This window comes from Novipirellula galeiformis, assembly GCF_007860095.1.
Classification (GTDB): domain Bacteria; phylum Planctomycetota; class Planctomycetia; order Pirellulales; family Pirellulaceae; genus Novipirellula; species Novipirellula galeiformis.
Genome location: NZ_SJPT01000001.1, coordinates 633,787 through 652,505, shown reverse-complemented (window position 1 = coordinate 652,505; position 18,719 = coordinate 633,787). Strand labels below are relative to the sequence as shown.

At 55.2% G+C, this 18,719-nt stretch carries 14 protein-coding genes; 4 read left to right on the top strand and 10 right to left on the bottom strand.

Going from position 1 to position 18,719, the window contains the following annotated elements; all coding sequences use genetic code 11:
• Positions 1 to 80: 80 nt before the first annotated feature.
• From Pla52o_RS02255 to Pla52o_RS02245, 3 genes are all read right to left on the bottom strand, one after another.
• Entirely contained in the window at positions 81 to 1,226 is a 1,146-nt protein-coding gene (locus Pla52o_RS02255) for a sialidase family protein (RefSeq protein ID WP_197168945.1), read from the bottom strand.
• Between the two features lie 457 nt (positions 1,227 to 1,683).
• On the bottom strand, positions 1,684 to 3,801 hold the full coding sequence (uvrB, locus tag Pla52o_RS02250) for an excinuclease ABC subunit UvrB (RefSeq protein WP_146592944.1): 2,118 nt from the start codon (positions 3,799 to 3,801) through the stop codon (positions 1,684 to 1,686).
• Between the two features lie 234 nt (positions 3,802 to 4,035).
• Positions 4,036 to 4,440 carry a ComEA family DNA-binding protein gene (locus tag Pla52o_RS02245; protein ID WP_146592943.1) on the bottom strand — a complete coding sequence of 135 codons (405 nt, stop codon included), beginning with the start codon at positions 4,438 to 4,440 and terminating at the stop codon, positions 4,036 to 4,038.
• A gap of 225 nt (positions 4,441 to 4,665) precedes the next feature.
• On the opposite strand from Pla52o_RS02245, the gene nadC reads away from it, so the two are divergent.
• Entirely contained in the window at positions 4,666 to 5,592 is a 927-nt protein-coding gene (gene nadC, locus Pla52o_RS02240; protein ID WP_146593511.1) for a carboxylating nicotinate-nucleotide diphosphorylase, read from the top strand.
• Between the two features lie 96 nt (positions 5,593 to 5,688).
• Complete coding sequence (locus Pla52o_RS02235) at positions 5,689 to 7,089, top strand: undecaprenyl-phosphate glucose phosphotransferase (RefSeq protein ID WP_231612032.1); 1,401 nt, start codon at positions 5,689 to 5,691, stop codon at positions 7,087 to 7,089.
• Between the two features lie 89 nt (positions 7,090 to 7,178).
• Here the strand turns inward: Pla52o_RS02235 and Pla52o_RS02230 are convergent, their stop codons facing one another.
• The 7 genes from Pla52o_RS02230 to Pla52o_RS02200 all read right to left on the bottom strand — a co-directional run bounded on the left by Pla52o_RS02230 (position 7,179) and on the right by Pla52o_RS02200 (position 15,930).
• A complete protein-coding gene (locus Pla52o_RS02230) occupies positions 7,179 to 8,399 on the bottom strand; it encodes an HTTM domain-containing protein (protein WP_146592942.1) in 1,221 nt (406 codons plus the stop codon).
• Positions 8,396 to 9,235: a hypothetical protein gene (locus Pla52o_RS02225; protein ID WP_146592941.1), complete on the bottom strand. Its 840-nt coding sequence runs from the start codon at positions 9,233 to 9,235 to the stop codon at positions 8,396 to 8,398. Before Pla52o_RS02225 ends, Pla52o_RS02230 begins: the two co-directional genes overlap by 4 nt.
• Positions 9,236 to 9,421: 186 nt before the next feature.
• Positions 9,422 to 10,828, bottom strand: coding sequence for a TIGR03000 domain-containing protein (locus Pla52o_RS27635; RefSeq protein ID WP_146592940.1), 1,407 nt, complete (start codon positions 10,826 to 10,828; stop codon positions 9,422 to 9,424).
• 394 nt (positions 10,829 to 11,222) lie between these two features.
• Positions 11,223 to 12,524, bottom strand: coding sequence for a protein-L-isoaspartate(D-aspartate) O-methyltransferase (locus tag Pla52o_RS02215; RefSeq protein WP_146592939.1), 1,302 nt, complete (start codon positions 12,522 to 12,524; stop codon positions 11,223 to 11,225).
• Positions 12,525 to 12,733: 209 nt separating this feature from the next.
• Positions 12,734 to 14,314 carry a Ppx/GppA phosphatase family protein gene (locus Pla52o_RS02210; RefSeq protein WP_146592938.1) on the bottom strand — a complete coding sequence of 527 codons (1,581 nt, stop codon included), beginning with the start codon at positions 14,312 to 14,314 and terminating at the stop codon, positions 12,734 to 12,736.
• Positions 14,315 to 14,501: 187 nt separating this feature from the next.
• Entirely contained in the window at positions 14,502 to 15,125 is a 624-nt protein-coding gene (locus Pla52o_RS02205) for an HAD family hydrolase (protein ID WP_146592937.1), read from the bottom strand.
• Positions 15,126 to 15,243: 118 nt separating this feature from the next.
• The gene (locus Pla52o_RS02200; protein WP_146592936.1) at positions 15,244 to 15,930 is read right to left on the bottom strand and encodes a 3-keto-disaccharide hydrolase; all 687 of its coding nucleotides are present in this window, start codon (positions 15,928 to 15,930) and stop codon (positions 15,244 to 15,246) included.
• 193 nt (positions 15,931 to 16,123) lie between these two features.
• Between Pla52o_RS02200 and ilvD the strand changes: the two genes are divergently transcribed.
• Complete coding sequence (ilvD, locus tag Pla52o_RS02195; protein WP_146592935.1) at positions 16,124 to 17,803, top strand: dihydroxy-acid dehydratase; 1,680 nt, start codon at positions 16,124 to 16,126, stop codon at positions 17,801 to 17,803.
• A 226-nt stretch (positions 17,804 to 18,029) separates the two neighbouring features.
• A complete protein-coding gene (locus Pla52o_RS02190; RefSeq protein ID WP_146592934.1) occupies positions 18,030 to 18,578 on the top strand; it encodes a cysteine hydrolase family protein in 549 nt (182 codons plus the stop codon).
• The last annotated feature ends 141 nt before the right edge of the window (positions 18,579 to 18,719 follow it).

Genomic DNA, 18,719 nt, shown 5'->3' with positions numbered 1-18,719 from the left:
GTAGGGCCGGTTCCCACCGACCACCTTGTAATTGGCCGGTAGGAACCGGCCCTACATCCTTACTCAATGCTTCGATCGCATTACTGCGATTTCGCCCGCTCGTCGATTTCGGACAACTGAAAACGCGTGCTAACGACCGAGTGTTTTTCGGGGCCTGGACGATACTTGATGTAGGTCGTCGCGTGGATGGTTCCATCACTCAAACGCTCGAGTCCCGGATAGCCGCAGTCGAAAACATTTTTCGCATGACTGTGCAATAGTTTGATCCGATACTGGCCGGGACGCCCTTGTTGAATATCTTCGTAGGTGCCCACCCACGCCACAAAGTGCCCCTTGGTTTTACTATGCGGCGCTAAATCACGAAATGCGATGACCCAGCGTCCATCGGGGGCTTGAACGCCCATGTGGCGATCCCCGGTCAACCCCCAAGCGGTGTCGACGGGCTCGGTCCAAGTTTCTCCTTCATCACGAGAAAACATCATCAAACTGTTTCCGGTGTGCGTATTTTCCCGCATCAAACAACACAATTCCTTTCCATCGGGCGATCGCAGCACAAACGGTTCGCACGGATTTTTTCCCTCGACCGCAGCGACCACTTCGGGTTCTGACCAAGTCAGGCCTCCATCCGCCGTGATCGACTGCAACACGCTCAGCGGGGTTCGGTCTTGCCCGTCGGGGCCTTTGTGATAGAGCCCGAGATAGCGTCCGTCGTGTAGTCGAATGATGCTGCTAAACGTCATCACACAGGGAAAGCCGAGCGGTGGCATTTCCCTCCACGTTTTGCCTTCGTCTTCACTCATGATGCTCGGCATCCCTGGGCCACCTCGTTTCCCGAGCGCGGCCGAAAATACCCACAGCCGAGCGACTCCTTGGGGATCCACCATTCGATAAATGCTGGGACAATTTTGATGCGTCGAAAACCCTGGCGGCAGCGAAGCATCCAAACGCACCCAATTCCGTCCCCCATCATCGCTTCGCGCCATTGGTCCCGCCGAGCCGCCATGGTTAATGCACCACACGCAAAAGAGTGTGTCGCTACCGGGCAGTTTTAACGTTGTGGGATGTCCTTGGTACGTTTGCGGCGTTCCCTCGGCGATCACGAGCTGACGCTCGGTTTCCCCAGAAAGATCAATCGTCGGCAAATCTTGAGGTTCTCTGCCAAGCGACGTTGTCGCACAAGGAACCAGGCAGGCCAAAAACAACACTCGACTCAATACAAAATTCATCGCATACCCTGGGGAGTCTGGCAAAAAGATTCATCTAGACCTTAAACAAGCAACGCCTAATCTTAATCCTACTCTTGATCTTAATCCCGTCTGAGCAACCGTGGTTGCCCATAACCAACCGAAGAAGATTAGGATCAAGAGTAAGATTACGATCAAGAATCAAAAGGAGGCAAAGCCATCAGGCCGTTTCGATTACGAGAAACGCGATATCATAATTCACCGCGAGGCATCATTTACACGTAGGTGTCCCCGGGTCAAAACCCCTTTCCTACAAAACTCTCGCTTGTTTAAGGCGTAGAGCATTTTGAAAATTGACGTGGGATTCCTACCCTCGCTGCGCTGGCAAGAACGTAGTCCACCGTCTAGCGACGGTAATCGCATCAAAATTAAAAGGCTTTAGCAGTCTAGACTAACCAGGGCTGGGCCAATTGCTTCTGACTGACGGTTGAGGACTCGCTTAACCGCGGTTAGGTCGGGGGACGTTTTTGCGGCCCGCTCCCTTGACTCCTTTGCGCCGCTTTTGTTGTCGACCGCTGGCATCGCTTGAGGAGGTGAACTCAACGTCTGCCATCGGTTTCCCAATATTTTCACGCAACTGCAGCACTCGGTCGCGTAACGATGCGGCCCGTTCAAACTCAAGATCCTCGGCGGCTGACAACATTTCTCGCTCCAAGGCCTCCACATACTCAAGGGTAATGTAAACGGTTTCGGCTTCACTTTTGGCCAGTGCGGTTTCTTGCTTACGTTTCGCTCCCTCGGAATCAATGCCAGTGCGAATCGATTTCAAAATCGTTTGCGGAACGATGCCATGCTTGGCGTTATAGGCTTCTTGGATTTGTCGTCGACGACTCGTCTCTTCGATCGCCATTTGCATGGACGCCGTTACTTTATCGGCATAGAGAATCACTTTCGAATTCGCATTCCGAGCCGCCCGACCAATCGTTTGAATCAAACTGGTCTCGCTTCTCAAAAAGCCTTCTTTATCGGCATCCAGGATCGCCACCAGCGAGACTTCGGGTAAATCGAGTCCTTCACGCAACAAGTTGACACCGACCAAACAATCGAATCGGCCGGAGCGCAGTTCTTGTAACAAATCAACTCGTTCAAACGCATTCAGTTCACTGTGCAACCAACGGCATCGCACATTTTGTTCTTGAAGGTACGTGGAAAGATCCTCGGCCAATCGTTTCGTCAGCGCTGTCACGAGCACGCGTTCGTTCTTCTCAGCGCGAAGCCGAATCTGCTCTAACAGATGATTCACTTGTCCTCGAGCCGGTTCCACTTCGACCACAGGATCGAGCAACCCGGTGGGGCGAATGATTTGTTCGACCACTTCGCCTCCGGTACGATTGAGTTCGTAATCGGCGGGCGTCGCGCTAACGAAACAAATCTGACCGGTGCGTGCTTCCCACTCTTCGAACTTCAGCGGCCGATTGTCCAGCGCGCTCGGCAAGCGGAAGCCATGCTCAACCAACGTTGTTTTGCGACTGCGGTCCCCCGCGTACATCGCCCGCACCTGTGAAACCGTGACATGTGATTCATCGACAAAGGTGACAAAGTCCTCGGGAAAGAATTCGTACAACGTATCCGGAGTGGACCCCGGTGGTTTACCCGACAACGGGCGGCTGTAGTTTTCGATACCAGGACAATGCCCCACCTCGCTCAACATTTCCAGATCGAAGCGGGTGCGTGCTGAAATCCGCTGAGCCTCGAGCAGTTTACCTCGCTGCTGAAACAACTCCACTTGCTCGGCAAGCTCTTCACGGATCGCACGAATCGCACTTTGAATACGCTTCTCAGGCATCACGAAGTGTTTCGCGGGGTAGATGTAGAGATCGTTCACGGTTTTGATCGTTTCGCCCGAAACCGGTTTGATCAACGAGATCTGCTCAATCTCGTCACCCCACATTTCAATTCGATAAGCGAACTCTTCGTAACTCGGCCACAGTTCGATGCTATCCCCGCGAACACGAAATTTCCCACGTTCAAAGGCAACGTCATTGCGTTCGTAAAGCACGTCGACAAATTTCAGCAACAAGTGATCCCGTCGCATCTTCTCGCCTTTATGCAGCGAGACGATCAACTCCTTGTAATCCTCCGGCGATCCCAATCCGTAAATACTGCTGACCGATGCCACGATGACGACGTCGCGACGACTGACCAGCGAACTGGTGGTGGCTAAGCGAAGTCGGTCGATCTCTTCATTGATTGACGAATCTTTCTCAATATAGACGTCGCGTTGAGGGATGTACGCCTCGGGTTGATAGTAGTCGTAGTAGCTGACGAAGTAGTGGACCGCATTCTCGGGAAAGAATTCGCGAAATTCACCGTAAAGCTGAGCCGCCAAAGTTTTATTGTGGCTGAGAATCAATGCAGGACGCCCGAGATTGGCAATGACGTTTGCCATCGTATAGGTCTTGCCCGTGCCGGTGGCTCCCAACAGGGTCTGGGCCTGACGTCCGGCAAGAAATCCACGAGTCAATTCCGCAATCGCTTGCGGTTGATCCCCAGCAGGCGGAAATGGTTGATTGAGGTGAAATTCAGCGGGGGGAAGCTTTTTTGAATTGGACGTCATAAATGGTTCCGGCGGCGGTCATGATGACATGCGTTTGACCATCCCACTTTAGCGAACAAGCGTAGCGACGACGATGGCGCCCCGGGAATTGCGAACGGTCGAAACAGGGCGACCTGGACCAGCGGCGGCTCTGCATCGAAGCGACTCGGACTGCGTCCCTAGGGGGTATCCCGGCGGGAATCGACGACTCACCGATCCCCCACCGTGTTAGTGGGATCCAGCTAGCCGCTTGCTTCAAGGCTGAGTCGCCGCCAAGGAGAGGGGGGAGAGATCGGCGTCCACACAGCAATACTCAGAAATCTCGGCGATCGTTTTGGGACCAATCCCAGTCACTCGCCGTAAATCATCAACCGATCGAAACGGTCCATTCGCTTGGCGATCACCGACAATTCGACGGGCAAGCACTGGTCCCACGGTTGGTAAAAGCGACAATTCGTAATCCGCGGCTTGGTTCAAATCCAAACACAGCAGCTTGGTCCCCTCGCCACGCTCGTTTTCCGAAAGGTGCGTCGGCTTGATGCTGGAAATCAAGATCCCCATCGTCAAAAATCCAAGCGACACGGCGAACGCCAGCGTCCATTGGATCGATGATTGCAAGAGCGGAGAATGGCTTCGCAAAGTGGGGGAAAAAGTCTTCATGGGCGAACCGTGCTCCAAATCACGCTCTCAACCTCTCAACATCACGCTCATTTCATTATCCTCCCGACGTTGAGTTGAAAACAGCGTTTAGCGGAGCGGCGGGGCCCACTTTTTTACAAAAACGCTACAATGCTAGCGACTGCAAATTGCAACGGGAGTGGTCCCACGGATGGATTGCGATGGATGCCGCTACCCCCAAAAATCAAAACTGAAAGTTGAGAAATGATTGATTATGCCCGCGTGGGTGCTGACGAATTGCTCGAGAATGATCTGCGGATGCTGGTGCGTCTTTCCATCGCGGAAGACTTGCGTGACGCGATGGATTGGACCACGGTCTGCTTGATCGCCCCAGACCGACAAGGAGGATGCCAGATTGTTCCTCGCGTTGACGGGATCTGTGCGGGGCTTGCGACCCTGGATTGGATCGTGGACGAGTTTGATGCATCGCTCGAAGTCCAGTGCTTGCAACAAGACGGCTCCCCTCTCGTCGCCGGACGCCCGATGGCTCGGTTAACCGGTAACGCTCGCGATCTGTTGACGTGTGAGCGAACGATCTTGAATATATTGAGTCGTCTGTGCGGCGTCGCGACGCAAACCCAGCGTTATGTGGAAAAGATTGCGGCGACGAAATCACGCCTCTACGACACCCGCAAAACGACCCCCGGTTGGCGATTGCTGGAAAAGTACGCGGTCGCATGTGGCGGCGGGCACAATCATCGCAGCGGGCTGTATGACGGCTTTTTGATCAAAGACAATCATCTCGCATTAGCCGGCGATGCGTCGGGGCCCATCCTCGCCAGCCGTGCAGCACAAAAGGCCCTTCAGTGGCGTGGCGCAAACATCGAGCAATTGATTGCCCCCGCAATCGTTGAGATCGAAGTCGACTCGCTCGAGCAATTTCGAGATGTGATCTCGACGCATCCCGACATTGTGCTGCTGGACAATTTTTCGATCGAGGAACTTCGCACGGCAGTCGCGATTCGCAATCAAGACAACTCCGCGGTCGAACTTGAAGCATCCGGTAACGTGAATATCGATACGATCGCGGAAATCGCTACAACGGGCGTAGAGCGAATCAGTTGTGGGGCTTTGACCCACCAAGCGACATGGTTGGACCTCGGTTTCGATTGGTTCGATGAAACATTGAGCTAGGGTTTTGTACCGTCGCGATTAGAGGGAGCGTATTCCAAACACGCTGCTCCATCGCGTCCACCCAATGCCCACGCTCCGTTTGCCCCCAAAGTTATCATGCGGTTACCGATCCTTCCCCAACGTCAATGGTGGGACTTCGTTCAACCATGCCTTGATGCGGCCGGCGTGATGGCGTCCTTGGCACTCGTCAAGTGGATCGCACGCGGTTGGGTCGATGACACGACGCTAGTGATGGGCCTAATCGCCGTCATCGTGTTCTTGTTGTCAGGTCACTTGACCGGTCTCTATGGAAAATCGCATTCTGGTTCCGCGAACACAGAGATGTCCAATGTTGCATCGGCGTGGTGCATGACGATTTTAGGGTTGGCGTTATTAGGTTACGCCACACGCTACGCTCAAGAGTTCGCGCGGTCGGTGATGCTCGCATGGATCATTCTAGCGCCAACGGTGATCGGGTTAGGGCGGATGTGTTTGCGCATTGTCCAACAAGCCTTTTTACAGCGTGGCATTGGCACCCGACGCATCGCCATTGCTGGACTGAATGAACTGGGGATCCAAGTGGCCACCAACGTGGCCGAAGATCCTTCGCTCGGATTCCAACTGGTTGGCTTTTTTGACGATCGCAATGAACTGCGATCCGCCGACAAGTCGCCCGCCGAATTTTCACTCAGCGGCAATCTGAGCGAGATGATCCAACACGCTCGTGAAGGCAAAATCGATACCATTTTCATCACGCTTCCCATGCGTGCCGAAAATCGGATCCGCTACTTGTTGGATCAATTGAGCGATTCGACCGCTTCGGTTTACATCGTCCCTGATTTTTTTGTCTTCGAACTTCTTCATTCTCGTTGGACCAGCATGGGGGGAATCCCTGCGGTTAGCGTATTCGAGAACCCGTTGTTTGGTGTCGACGGAGTGCTCAAGCGAGTGACCGACGTGGCGCTCGCCATCGTCGCCCTCAGCATGGCGGCAATTCCCATGCTGATCATCGCGATGGCGGTCAAGATCACGTCGCCTGGACCCATCTTTTTTCGACAACGCCGGTATGGTTTGGATGGTCGAGAAATTCTGGTTTGGAAGTTTCGTTCGATGCGAACGTGTGACAATGGAGCCGTCGTTAAACAGGCCACCAAGGGCGATCCCCGCGTGACTCGTCTGGGGAACATCCTCCGGCGCACCAGCTTGGATGAATTGCCGCAGTTATTCAATGTGATCACCGGATCCATGTCCTTGGTAGGGCCACGCCCCCATGCGACCGCCCATAACGAACAATACCGCAGCCGCATTCATGGTTACATGCTTCGCCACAAGGTGAAGCCTGGGATCACGGGTCTTGCTCAAGTGAACGGTTGCCGAGGCGAAACGGACACGATCGAAAAGATGGAACGCCGCATCGATTGGGACCATCGCTACATCCGCAGTTGGTCGCTGTGGTTGGACATCCGAATTTTGTTCAAGACCCTACGTGTGGCCTGGAGTCAGCCCGAAGCCTATTAGAAGCTGCGTCCCTTCAGAGGGCGACTCGCTACGGATGTCGCGGGCAATCGCGGTAGCCTCCCCGCGGCTAGCCCCGATTCCAATGCGGGCTAACGAAGTTCGAGCGGCTCATCCAATTCATCAAAATCCTCGCTAAGCACTTCACCCCGTTTGCGAAGTTTTTCTGCGGCACGACGTACTTTACGCTCACGTTTCTTCAACGTTTCCACCCGTTGCTTCAGCTTCTCCTTCTCCTCGGCAAGCCGCTGCTCGCGAGCTGCAATTTCCGATTCATCCCGCGACGCGATCTGCGGCGGGCCGTCAACCACAGCAGGCAACGGCGCCATCTTGGTCGCCAACCAAGGTTGAATTGTGAGTAACCATTTCGGTTCGATAAAGATAAAGTTCGCTGCAATCATCATCATACCGAAGGTGGCCATCCCCAGCGTCGTTGCGATCCCCCCATGCACCACCACGGCGATCACGATCACAATGGGGCGAGTCAACCGTGGCCACACCAACGCACAATAGAAGACTTCCCAGAACAGCGTCAGGTGCGTCAACGCCGAGAACACTCGTGGATAAGCCCCAATCCAAGTCATGTTGATCGATTGGTATTCGTAATTAGCCACCGAGAACCACATCGCCGTCCCGTCCCACCACAGTTCACCGCGTGCTTTGGCAAGCCCGCCAAACAAATAAATGATGCACAGGTGCAATTGCAGCAAACGCGTCCCCACATTCGCTGCGAGAGTGGCGCGACATTCGGGCAATAGCCAAACCAATTTACGATTGGATGCTCGACGTTCGAAAAAACGTTCGCGCAGCCAGGCGTCGACACTATAGCAACTTCCGCTGGGAGTGAGCATCAAGTACATCGCCATGTAGGTCACAATTTGGTCGAGTCCAAAGAGGGTCCCCGTCAGCCGATGCAAATACATGATTTGCAAGAACCAAGCGGCCGGCGCCGTGACTCGCGTCATAAAACCGACGGCAAATGCGGCAGTGATCAGCAACGTTGCGGCGTGATGCAGCCACAGCAGAAGGGGGTTACTGAGATGCCACAGGTAGCTGCGTCCCATATCCGCCGGCCCAAACGCACCATCATGTAGTTGGGCCGCAATGGTATTATTGATCCAAGCGTGATCGCCTAAAAAATCGCCAAGTTGTGTCGCCAGCACGAGATGCGAATAGAACAACATCGCACCGGTCAAGATTCGCAAGATCCCCAAAACATGGGGATAGCGTGGCGTGAACCAAAACCGATCCCAGGCCGAAAAGAGTTGTCCAATCCATGCTTTAAAAATTTCGATCATGGCCGGTACATTCATGACGGGACCTCTGAGGTCGAAGCAACATTCGACTCGCCTTGCTTGTCTTCGTTGTCAGCGGATGGCGGAACACGGTTGCCGATCGGCGGCGGCACTTCGCCTTGATTCAGCGGAGGTGCCGCACTGGACGGCGTTGTTCCCGCAGGCAGGGATTCCAGTGCCTGGGGTGCGGGAATCGCCTCGGGCGGGCGACGAGCCGCTTCATTGCTCTGCGCCGGATCCAACGCTTGATCTGGCAACACGCGATACAACCTTGGATCGTTCAATGCGATCGGATCGCGTGCCATTTCAATGAATCCCGGCAGCACATGTTCGACACGCCGGATCACGACGCGTTGCCCCTTGTTCTGATGTTTCAAATGGTCGACCACGGATTGGCGAACGTACTCGTATCTCGCTCGCGATTGCGCCCACAACTGTGCCCCCACGGGGTCGAGCCTGGCAATCTCTTCAGGCGGATTGGGAGGCTGATAAATCTCGTTCAGATATTCCGCCAACATGAAATGGCGGTGGTACAGCAGGCGAGGCCACTGGTCATCCAAGCTTGGGATCATCTTCTCGACCGTATTGCCCGAGGCATCGGTAATCGCCGCTTGGATCAGATGGCTGGGTCCTGGATCAGGTGCAAAAAAGGCATAGCCACGATCCACGTACATGAATTGAGCGTAATGTCGAACCACGCTCAGCAAGGTTTGCACCGAAGGTGAATCGCCCAGCGCCCCGCGAGTTTGGAAGGCGAGAGGAGGCATCACGAGTGCAAGTAGATGAGCGCAGAGCAGAATGGAAACCAACCATTTGATCCGGCGCGACACCTCTGGATTTTCTGCGGTCGTCATGGAGCTCAATTTGTTCTTAAATGAGTGAATTCCGAGTCGGTTCTAAGGTAACTCGAGACATTCGGAAGTACAGATGCGTTGACCGCAGTGCGGAAAACCGACGCAAAAAAAAGCCGCGTTCTCCCAAGAGAACGCGGCCAATCCATGCTTCATTTTTCAACGTCGCGGTGGTCGCACAGCAACAAACTAGCGTTGAGCGAGCGACGAATCCTTGAAGTCGAAGACGAGCTCGGTGGTGCCACCGGCAATCACGTCGACCGTTTGCTCTTTGCTAACCGCTTCGCCGTTGACGGTGGAGGTGACACGGACGGTGTAACCGGCCCATTGCTCGCCAACCTTCAATTGGTTTGTGCGGAAAGTACGAACCGAACCCTTACCATCGGTATCGTTACCAGCCAATGTGACCTGCGCGTCAGCGGGGACATGCAATTTCACAACGGTAACGATCGCGTCGGACTTCTCGGTGGACTCCGAGTCGCTCTTCTTGTCGGTCACATCGAATACCAATTGCTCGACATCTCCCAAACGAAGCTTCACTTCCTTGGAATCCGATTGCTTCTCGCCATCGATCGTGTAGTCCACATTCACAACGTAGGTGTAAACGTAACCATCCTTCAATCCGCGAGACATGAACTGGCGAAGATTTCCTTCGCTCGTCGTGGCGTGACCGTTAACAGTGACCTTCGCGTCGCTAGGAACGGCAACCGTCAACATCGCCGAATCGTCATCCAATTTTGGCTTGGCCGACTCATAACGTGTGGAATCGTTGATCGTTTCGGCGCCCAAAGGTGCACCTTCCACAGGAACGCTGTCGATAACGGTGCCCGAATCAAAGCCACCATCGATGATGGTGCCTTCAATCGGAGTGGAGTACGTTTCGTAAGAGGATTCAACCATCGGCGATTCATAACCCACGTCCACCCCGTGCGAATGCGAGTGGATAACCGGACTCGAGTAGGTGCTGTAAACACCACCGGAGGAGCCTCCAGACGAACCGCCTGACGAACCACCCGAGCTCATCGAGTAGCGGGCATAATGAACGTGTCCTCCCCCGGAACTTCCCCCGGAGGATCCATGGCTACCGTAGCTAACGGCATAGCCACCGCTCGAACCGCCACTGCTACCGCCGCTCGAACCACCGCTGCTGCCCTGCGAACTCCGTTTGGATCCGATGTGAGCGAACAATCGTCGGATCGGTCCGACGCGTCCTCCCGAAGAACCTCCGGAACTACCAGCGTAGGAAACCGAGGCGGAGGAATAGCCACCCGAAGACCCACCGCTAGACCCTCCGCTTGACCCACCGCTGGAACTCCAGCTGGCGCCGCCACTCGAACCCCCACTGGAGCCTCCGCTCGACCCGCCACTGGAGCCGCCTCGACGAGATCTCCAACCGCTCAAAAGTCCACCACCGGAAGATCCGTGGCTAGAGGATGTGTAGCCACCGGACGAACCGTGGCTACCGCCGGACGAACCGTAGCTGCCACCGGATGAACCGTAGCTGCCACCGTACGAACCACCTGCCTGAACCGAGTTCGGCAAGCTAGAGAAAGCAACCACCGACGCTGCGATGGTCAATACTTGGAAATACCTCATAGCTGATTTAATCTCCCCTCCGTCGATTTCTAAACTCGTGAAAGCCTCGTACCGGCAACCGATACAATTGGTGTCACCGGTAGAATAACGGTTGGAATACGTTAAACAAGCAGCCTGGGTAAAATTTAACGGCAGAACACTCGAATCGGGGGGTGACTGAGCAGCCCCCGCCAGGAAGGGAGCGTCGACGTCGCCATCAAGAGTGACAATCCGCACGCAACCCAGGCTCCCAACCCGCCTCAAGTCAATCGCGTTAAGACGTTTATAACAAAGGACTTAGGAACAGATCGCCGGGGGCAAACGTGAGCGAATTTTTCACCACTCGCTGGACGCCGACCCAGCGCTCAAACAAGCATTACAGGGGCGAATTATTTTTGAAAAATTTGCTCAGACCCTAGTCGACTTTCTGAATCGCGATTGCGTCGAATTCGGCCTTCCCGGTCCCCCCAAACAGCCCAATTCGCAAAATGAGTTCCCGCGTCTGAGGAGGAATTCGCACTAAGCGGCTGACATCACGCCAAGAACGGGTGCCGCGGAACGGCCCCAACCAAAAGGCACCGAGATCGCGACGCTGGTCGTCATACAAACTGACCGCAATCATCGGGAGCGAATCGGTATTGGGCCCGATTTTGACCCCCTCGACTTGCACTCGTCCGCTCAACCGAATCATCGACACTTCACGACCATCGATCGCGATGCCCTGCAATAGGTGCGAACTTAACCCCGGCGTTTCGTTCTCGAATCGTACAAAGGTCTTTCCTTCGGGGGCCGCTTCTCGGCTGGACGCCTCGTTAGCCCCGGCGCTTTGGCTCGCTGCAGAGGGAGTGACCTGAGTGACTTGGCGACCGTAGTACCATCCTGGAACAAAATCCTCGGTCGTGGCTTGCGATTGGCTCGGCAGGATCTCGAAGGCGCCGTTGACGACCACCGGATTTGCGGGGTCGGGCAATTCTTTGCGTCCCTCTTCGGCTGCACCCGTCATCGGCACAAAGAGCGTCGGATGCAACGCTTGCCGGACCAATTTCCCATCGACTTTTTGCATCCGATACAAAGTCTGCTGATAACGCTGACCGACGGGAATGATGATTAGTCCCCCCTCTCGCAGTTGCTCGATGAGCGGCAGCGGCACTGATTCGGGGCTACAGGTGACGATAATTTTGTCGAACGGCGCCGCATCGGGCCAGCCAAGGAAGCCGTCGCCAACGCGTGTGTGAACGTTCTCATAGCCGAGTCGCGCCAGCGTTTGGGCGGCTTGTCGTCCCAACTCATCAACGATTTCGATGGAATAGACCCGCTCCACCAAGGGGCTCAGCACGGCGGCCTGGTACCCGCTGCCGGTGCCAATTTCGAGCACTTTATCGGTCGACTGTGGTTCGATCGCTTCGGTCATCGAGGCTACGGTAAAGGGGCTGCTAATCGTTTGCGACTCTCCGATCGGCAACGCCATGTCCAAGTACGCTCGATCGCGCAGGCTCCGGGGGACGAACTCATGCCGCGGGGTATTTCGAATGGCATCGAGCACGCGAGAGTCCTTGACCCCCGCCGTGGCGATCCGGTCTTCGACTAAACGTTCGCGGAGAATGGTATACAGATCCTCGGCGGCGGTTTCTTCGCTACGAATCAAAAAAGCCAACAGGAAGCTCCCAAAGAGAAAAAGGAAGGGGATGCGATCCGCAACGTGAAAACGAGAACTCATAATTTTTTCCTCTGCATTTTTCCCTGCGATCAAGCATGACGGCGATCAAGCATGATTAACATCAACGACGCTCGCCCCCATTTGCTCAATTTTGCAGCGTCATCGCACGCTTGGCGACTTTACTTTCATCTTAATTGAGTCATTGCGGTTCACGGCCATGCTAATTTCGACAAAGCCGCCTTAACCCATCGTTTCGTGGAGGGTGCAGTCTATTTCCCCGCTCGCAGCAGAACGAGCATCCCGAACACATCGCGAAACAGTCCCGCATTTTGGCGCATCGCCACTTGTTCTAGCGAAACATCGTCGACGCCGGGAACGTGAATCACCAATTGTCTGGCTTCACGCACACACTCGATCTCGCGAATGCGGCCGCTGCGAGTATCGTCCAACGCGATCGCGATCCGCAGAATCGCCGCCAACTTCGCCACCACGACGCGATCTTCGCGTTCCAGGGATCCGTAGCCTTCGTGCGAAGGTTGCGGATAGGCGCGGCGATAGTAACGTGCCACCAACCCGACCTGCAGCAATTCGCTTTTGGACAATCCGAACAAACCGCTGTGGCGAATCACGTACAAGGCATGCTTATGGTTGCTGCGCACATTGATCATCATGCCAATTTCATGCAGTAGCGCCGCGACATGCAAGATCACTTCATGACGTTGATCCAATTGGTGCTCGGCGCCCAATTGTTCAAACAGTTTGCGAGCCAGTTCGGCGACATTCCGGGCATGGGTTTCATCGAAATCAAAGCGGCGTCCCAAGGTGAGCGCGGAGCGAACAATTTGGTTACGGAACTCCGCAGTCCACTCCCCCCCAATCGCCATGTCATGCAATAGGCCGTCACGCAAATTGGTATCACAAACATAAACCAGCGATTGATTGAAGGCTTGGGCGAGCATCGAATAAGCGAGCAGGGCAGGGCCGAGTGTTTCCGCTTCAATAAAACTCGCGCCAAAGCGTTTGACGATAGCGTCGTCGTCGAGCTTCAACACTTCGTTGGTAAATTCGATCAACCGATCAGTCGACAACTGGGCTAACGAGGTGCCGTCCCAATCATCGAGCAATTGATGGGCGGCGAAACGCATGTCGCCTCCGAATGCCACTAAGTGAATCATCGCATCGGAGTGCACTTCTTCGAGGATCAAATCCAAGGTCCGTCGGATGTGACTTTCCAACAAGATGCGGCGACGCGATGCGGAAACATTGGCGTCATCGAGCAGTTGCAATAGCCTTAGCGAGCCCAACCGATAAGATTGGCTATGCAGCACATTGCCACTGCGGATGACCAACAATTCGGTATTACCACCGCCCACTTCGACCACCACCGAACGGGCGTCCGCTAGTTCCGGGTGCGAACGAAGATGAGGCGTGATTCCCATGTAGGTAATCCGGTTCACCTCCGCTTCATCGATGGGTTCGACATTCAGCCCTGTGACGATAAAGACACGGTCGGTAAAGGCGAGACGATTGAGCGCTTCGCGAACCGCCGTGGTTGCGACGACGCGTAAATCTTGGGGCCCGGTGATGCCATACTCTTTCAAGACACGCTGATATTTCTTCAGAATCCCCGCTGCCTTCTCGATGCTCGCCCGCGACAACCGCCGCACATCAAACGCTTCACGCCCCAAGTTGACCGGCTGCACCAAGGTATCCAAGGTGCGCACCTCCCCATCGGCATGGATTTCCGCAATCGCCATTCGAATGCTGGTCGCGCCGATATCGATGACCGCCACCGGGCGAGGAGGTGTGGAATGAAGCGAAATCGTGGGGGGGGGAACCAGCTGAGCCATTGCTGTGGAATCGCATTCGAAAAGAGGAAGCGTTTTTGAGTGCCATTATCATACGGCATCATACGGGGCGTCTGGCATTGGGCACAGTCGAACGTTCCGCGCCCGCGAGATCTCTCCGCGTGATCTCTCGAACGATTCCCTCGCACGACACCAAATCAGTCATCGTTTAGGCCCATCCCCCCTCCATTCACGAAATCACCCTGTATTTTCTGAGTGCCGCGTCGGCCTGGTCGCCGCCTAAACACTGGACCGCATTCCATCCTCGCTCGATCGCCGCCGCGACATTCTCGGCTTTATCGTCGAGAAAAAGGATCGCTTCAGGCGGCACGTTGGCCAATCGTTCGGCAGCCTGATAAATGGCAAAATCGGGCTTCATCGAGCTGACCTCACAACTCAACACACACACCGGCCAAACCACCGAGGAGATCAGCCACGGTTGCCGCCCAATCCAATCCCAATGGGCATGGCAGGTATTCGAGAGCAACCCATAACGAGTGCCCGCTTGGTGCACTCGGTCAATCGTCTCCCGCATCGATTCGATCGGAGTGAACATGTCGCTGATCGCCTCTAACAATGCGAGCGTTGGCATCGCAGCCTCACTCGCCGCAAGCGAGTCACGCACCGCCGCGGCATATTCTTCGCCCGTCACGTGTCCATGTTCGAACCGGTCTTGCAATCCGCTCCCGTAAATCGCTTGCGCGGCATGCACTGCATCGACGCCGAAACGATTCGCCACATTGTCGACCGCAATCTTCGGGTCAAACGAAACCAGGACGTTTCCGAGATCGAAATAAACAAATTCAATATTCATAAAATATGTCTGAAGTGTCGTTGATCGATCCGCGATCAAAACGAGTCGTTGTAAAAAACGCGAGCTCTTAAAAACGCTGGTCCCTAAAAACGCAAGATCGCGGAGCGATCAGCGACATTTACTTGCTGATTAGGTTGCGAATACGAAGGTTTCGGTAATGAGCTTCGGCCGCTGGACCACCGTGAATTTGCAATCCGAGGATGCCATGGCGAGGGATTTGGTCATCGGTTTCGGTGTAATCGACCGTTTGCACGCCGTTAACGAAAATTTGAATTCGCGGTCCTTGGCAACGAATACGGATTTCGTTCCAGTCGTTCTCTTTGACAAGGTCCTTGGTAAGGTCCGACGGGGGCTCGACCAAAAACCGGTTCCGCCGCGATTCGTCGTACAAACCGCCCCAAATCAACCGTTCCCCCATCTTGCCCATATCGGCCTGATAGCCAGAAACTTCGCTATCGTGGGGGATCCGTTTGGTGCGAAATTGCACCCCGGCGTTCAACGAGGTGGCACTTTCTTCACTCGCGGCGATCAATTTCGCCTCCAACCTCAATTCGAAATCCGCGAATAATTCGGTAGTGCAGAGGAATTCGTTGTGCGGAATCGGCTGATCCAGCCGGCCGGCTACGATCGCATCGTCTTCGATTCGGAACCAATAGGCATTGCCTTCCCAACCGGCCAACGTCTGGCCATCGAACAGCGACCTCGACTTGAGTTGAAAATCGTCCGCGAACCCGCGTTGAATTTGCAGCGTCGCAGCGGGACACGCAATTACGAAGACGAACAGAAAACCGTAAAAACCTCTCATTTTCTCAACTCCCCAAAGGATCGTAGAGCCGTCCCGTTGTGAAACGCCCGATGAAGATCATAATCGTTGGCCTGCGAAGTCGGCAAATCGATGCGGATGATGCTGCCACCCAAAGCACATCCCACCCCATGTCCGTCGCCTTTCGCTTGTCGACCTCCATCCACTTCCTCCTGCACTGCGTACTCTACTGGCCATGAATGCACCGTTAAACAAGTACAGCCAAAAGATCACTCAACCCAAGAGCCAAGGGGCGTCCCAAGCGATGCTCTACGCAACCGGGTTGACTTCCGAAGACATGAACAAGCCGCAAATCGGCATCGGCAGCGTTTGGTACGAAGGCAACAGCTGCAACATGCACCTGTTGGATTTGGCCGCCGAGGTTAAAGCCGGGGTCACCGCTGCGGGAATGGTCGGGATGCGATTCAATACGGTTGGCGTCAGCGACGGCATTTCGATGGGCACCGACGGGATGAGCTACTCGTTGCAGAGCCGTGATTTGATCGCCGACTCGATCGAAACCATCATGGGCGCCCAGTGGTACGACGCTCTGATTGCATTGCCGGGGTGCGACAAGAACATGCCGGGATGTTTGATCGCGATGGGACGGCTGAACCGTCCTGCGATCATGGTCTACGGTGGCACGATCAAGCCGGGCCATTACAAGAACGAGAATCTTGATATCGTCAGCGCGTTTCAGTGCTACGGGCAATACTTGGCCGGACAAATCAACGAAGAAGAACGCAGCGAAATCGTTCGCCACAGCTGCCCGGGTGCCGGTGCCTGTGGCGGGATGTATACCGCCAACACGATGGCCTCGGCGATCGAAGCCCTCGGCATGTCGCTGCCTTACTCGGCAAGCATTCCCGCCGAAGATCCCGATAAAAAAGCAGAGTGTCTGCACGCGGGCGATGCCATCCTGAAACTGCTCAAGATGGACTTGAAACCGCGTGACATCATGACGCGCACCGCGTTCGAGAACGCGATGGTCACCGTGATGGCGCTCGGCGGCAGCACGAATGCGGTCTTGCATTTGATCGCAATGGCTCGCGCCGTCGACGTCCCGCTAACGATCGATGACTTCCAAAGCGTCAGCGACCGGATCCCGTTCCTCGCCGACTTGAAACCGAGCGGCAAGTTTGTCCAAGAGGACTTGCACTCCATCGGCGGCACCCCGGCCGTGATGAAGTACTTGCTCAAAGAGGGATTGTTGGACGGTTCGTGCATGACCGTCACCGGCAAGACGTTGGCCGAGAATCTGGAGCCGCTGCCCGATTTAAAAGTGGGTCAAACGATCGTGCATTCGGTCAAAGAACCGATCAAAAAGTCGGGCCACATCCGTATCTTGCGTGGCTCCCTATCGCCTGAGGGCGCCGTGGCCAAGATCACCGGCAAAGAAGGATTGCAGTTCAGCGGCCCCGCACGCGTCTTCGACAACGAAGAAGCCATGCTGCACGCGCTCGAGGAAAAGAAGATCCAAAAGGGGGACGTTGTCGTGATTCGCTACGAAGGTCCCAAGGGTGGTCCGGGTATGCCCGAAATGCTGACCCCGACCAGTGCCATCATGGGTGCTGGGCTCGGATCGGATGTCGCGATGTTGACCGACGGGCGTTTCAGCGGGGGCAGCCACGGCTTCATCGTGGGCCACATCACCCCGGAAGCTCAAGTCGGCGGCCCGATCGCGCTCGTTCAAGATGGTGACACGATCACGATCGATGCCGAAACCAACCGGCTCGACGTCGATGTCGACGAAGCCGAACTTGGCAAGCGGCGTGAAGCGTGGACGGCACCGCCGTTGAAAGCGACGCGTGGCACGCTTTACAAGTACATCAAGAACGTCAAGAGCGCCAGCGAAGGTTGCGTCACCGACGAGTGATCGCAGCTCGCGTCGAACGCAAACTGTAGCAACGACTTGTTTCCCCCTCCCAGCGAAGCTGGGAGGGCCGGGAAACGAGCCTTTAGCGATTTCTCCGGAGAGGGTCACGGCGTGCATCGTCGTCGGAGACCTCGGGCGACTGTGTTTTCTCCAAAGTCGGGCTGCGATAGAATAGGTCCAATCGTTCCCTGACCCCCGCCCCAATTCTCAAATTGGATTTAACGCGATGAGCCGTGCCTTATTGGTGATTGACGTTCAGCAAGAATATTTCAGTGGCGCCTTGCCGGTGACCTATCCGGTCGGTCATCTCGATCAAATCTTGCGGGTGATGGACGAAGCGAAACAGGCGGGCGTCCCGACTGCGGTGATCCGCCATCACCAAGCCGATCCTGAATCACCGATCTTTCGGCTTAACTCCGAGGCATGGCAATTGCATCCCGAAGTCGAAAAACGACATCGCGATGTTTTGATCGACAAACAATTGCCCGGTTCCTTCACCAACACGAATTTGGCTGAATGGCTAAAAAAAGTTGATGCCGACACGGTGGCGATCGCTGGTTACATGACACAAATGTGTTGTGATACGACGGCTCGTCAAGCGTTTCATCGCGGATACAAAGTCGAGTTTCTGCGCGATGCGACTGGCACGTTGGACGTTGCAAATGAAGCGGGATCGGTGACCGCCCAACAGCTGCAAGATTCGATTCTGGTCTCGCAACAGATGTTCATTAGCGAAGTGATCGCGACCGATGCATGGCTCGAGCGACTGCGGTAAACGGCCATCCAGTGGAGCGCTGCGAGCGACCGGCGAGTTCCGAGATATCGCTCGATCGCGGTAAAATCGTGCCCTGCGGTGCCGACGCTATCGGCTATACTAGCGAGGTATTGAGGTCGCGACCGCGATAGCGTGGAAGCG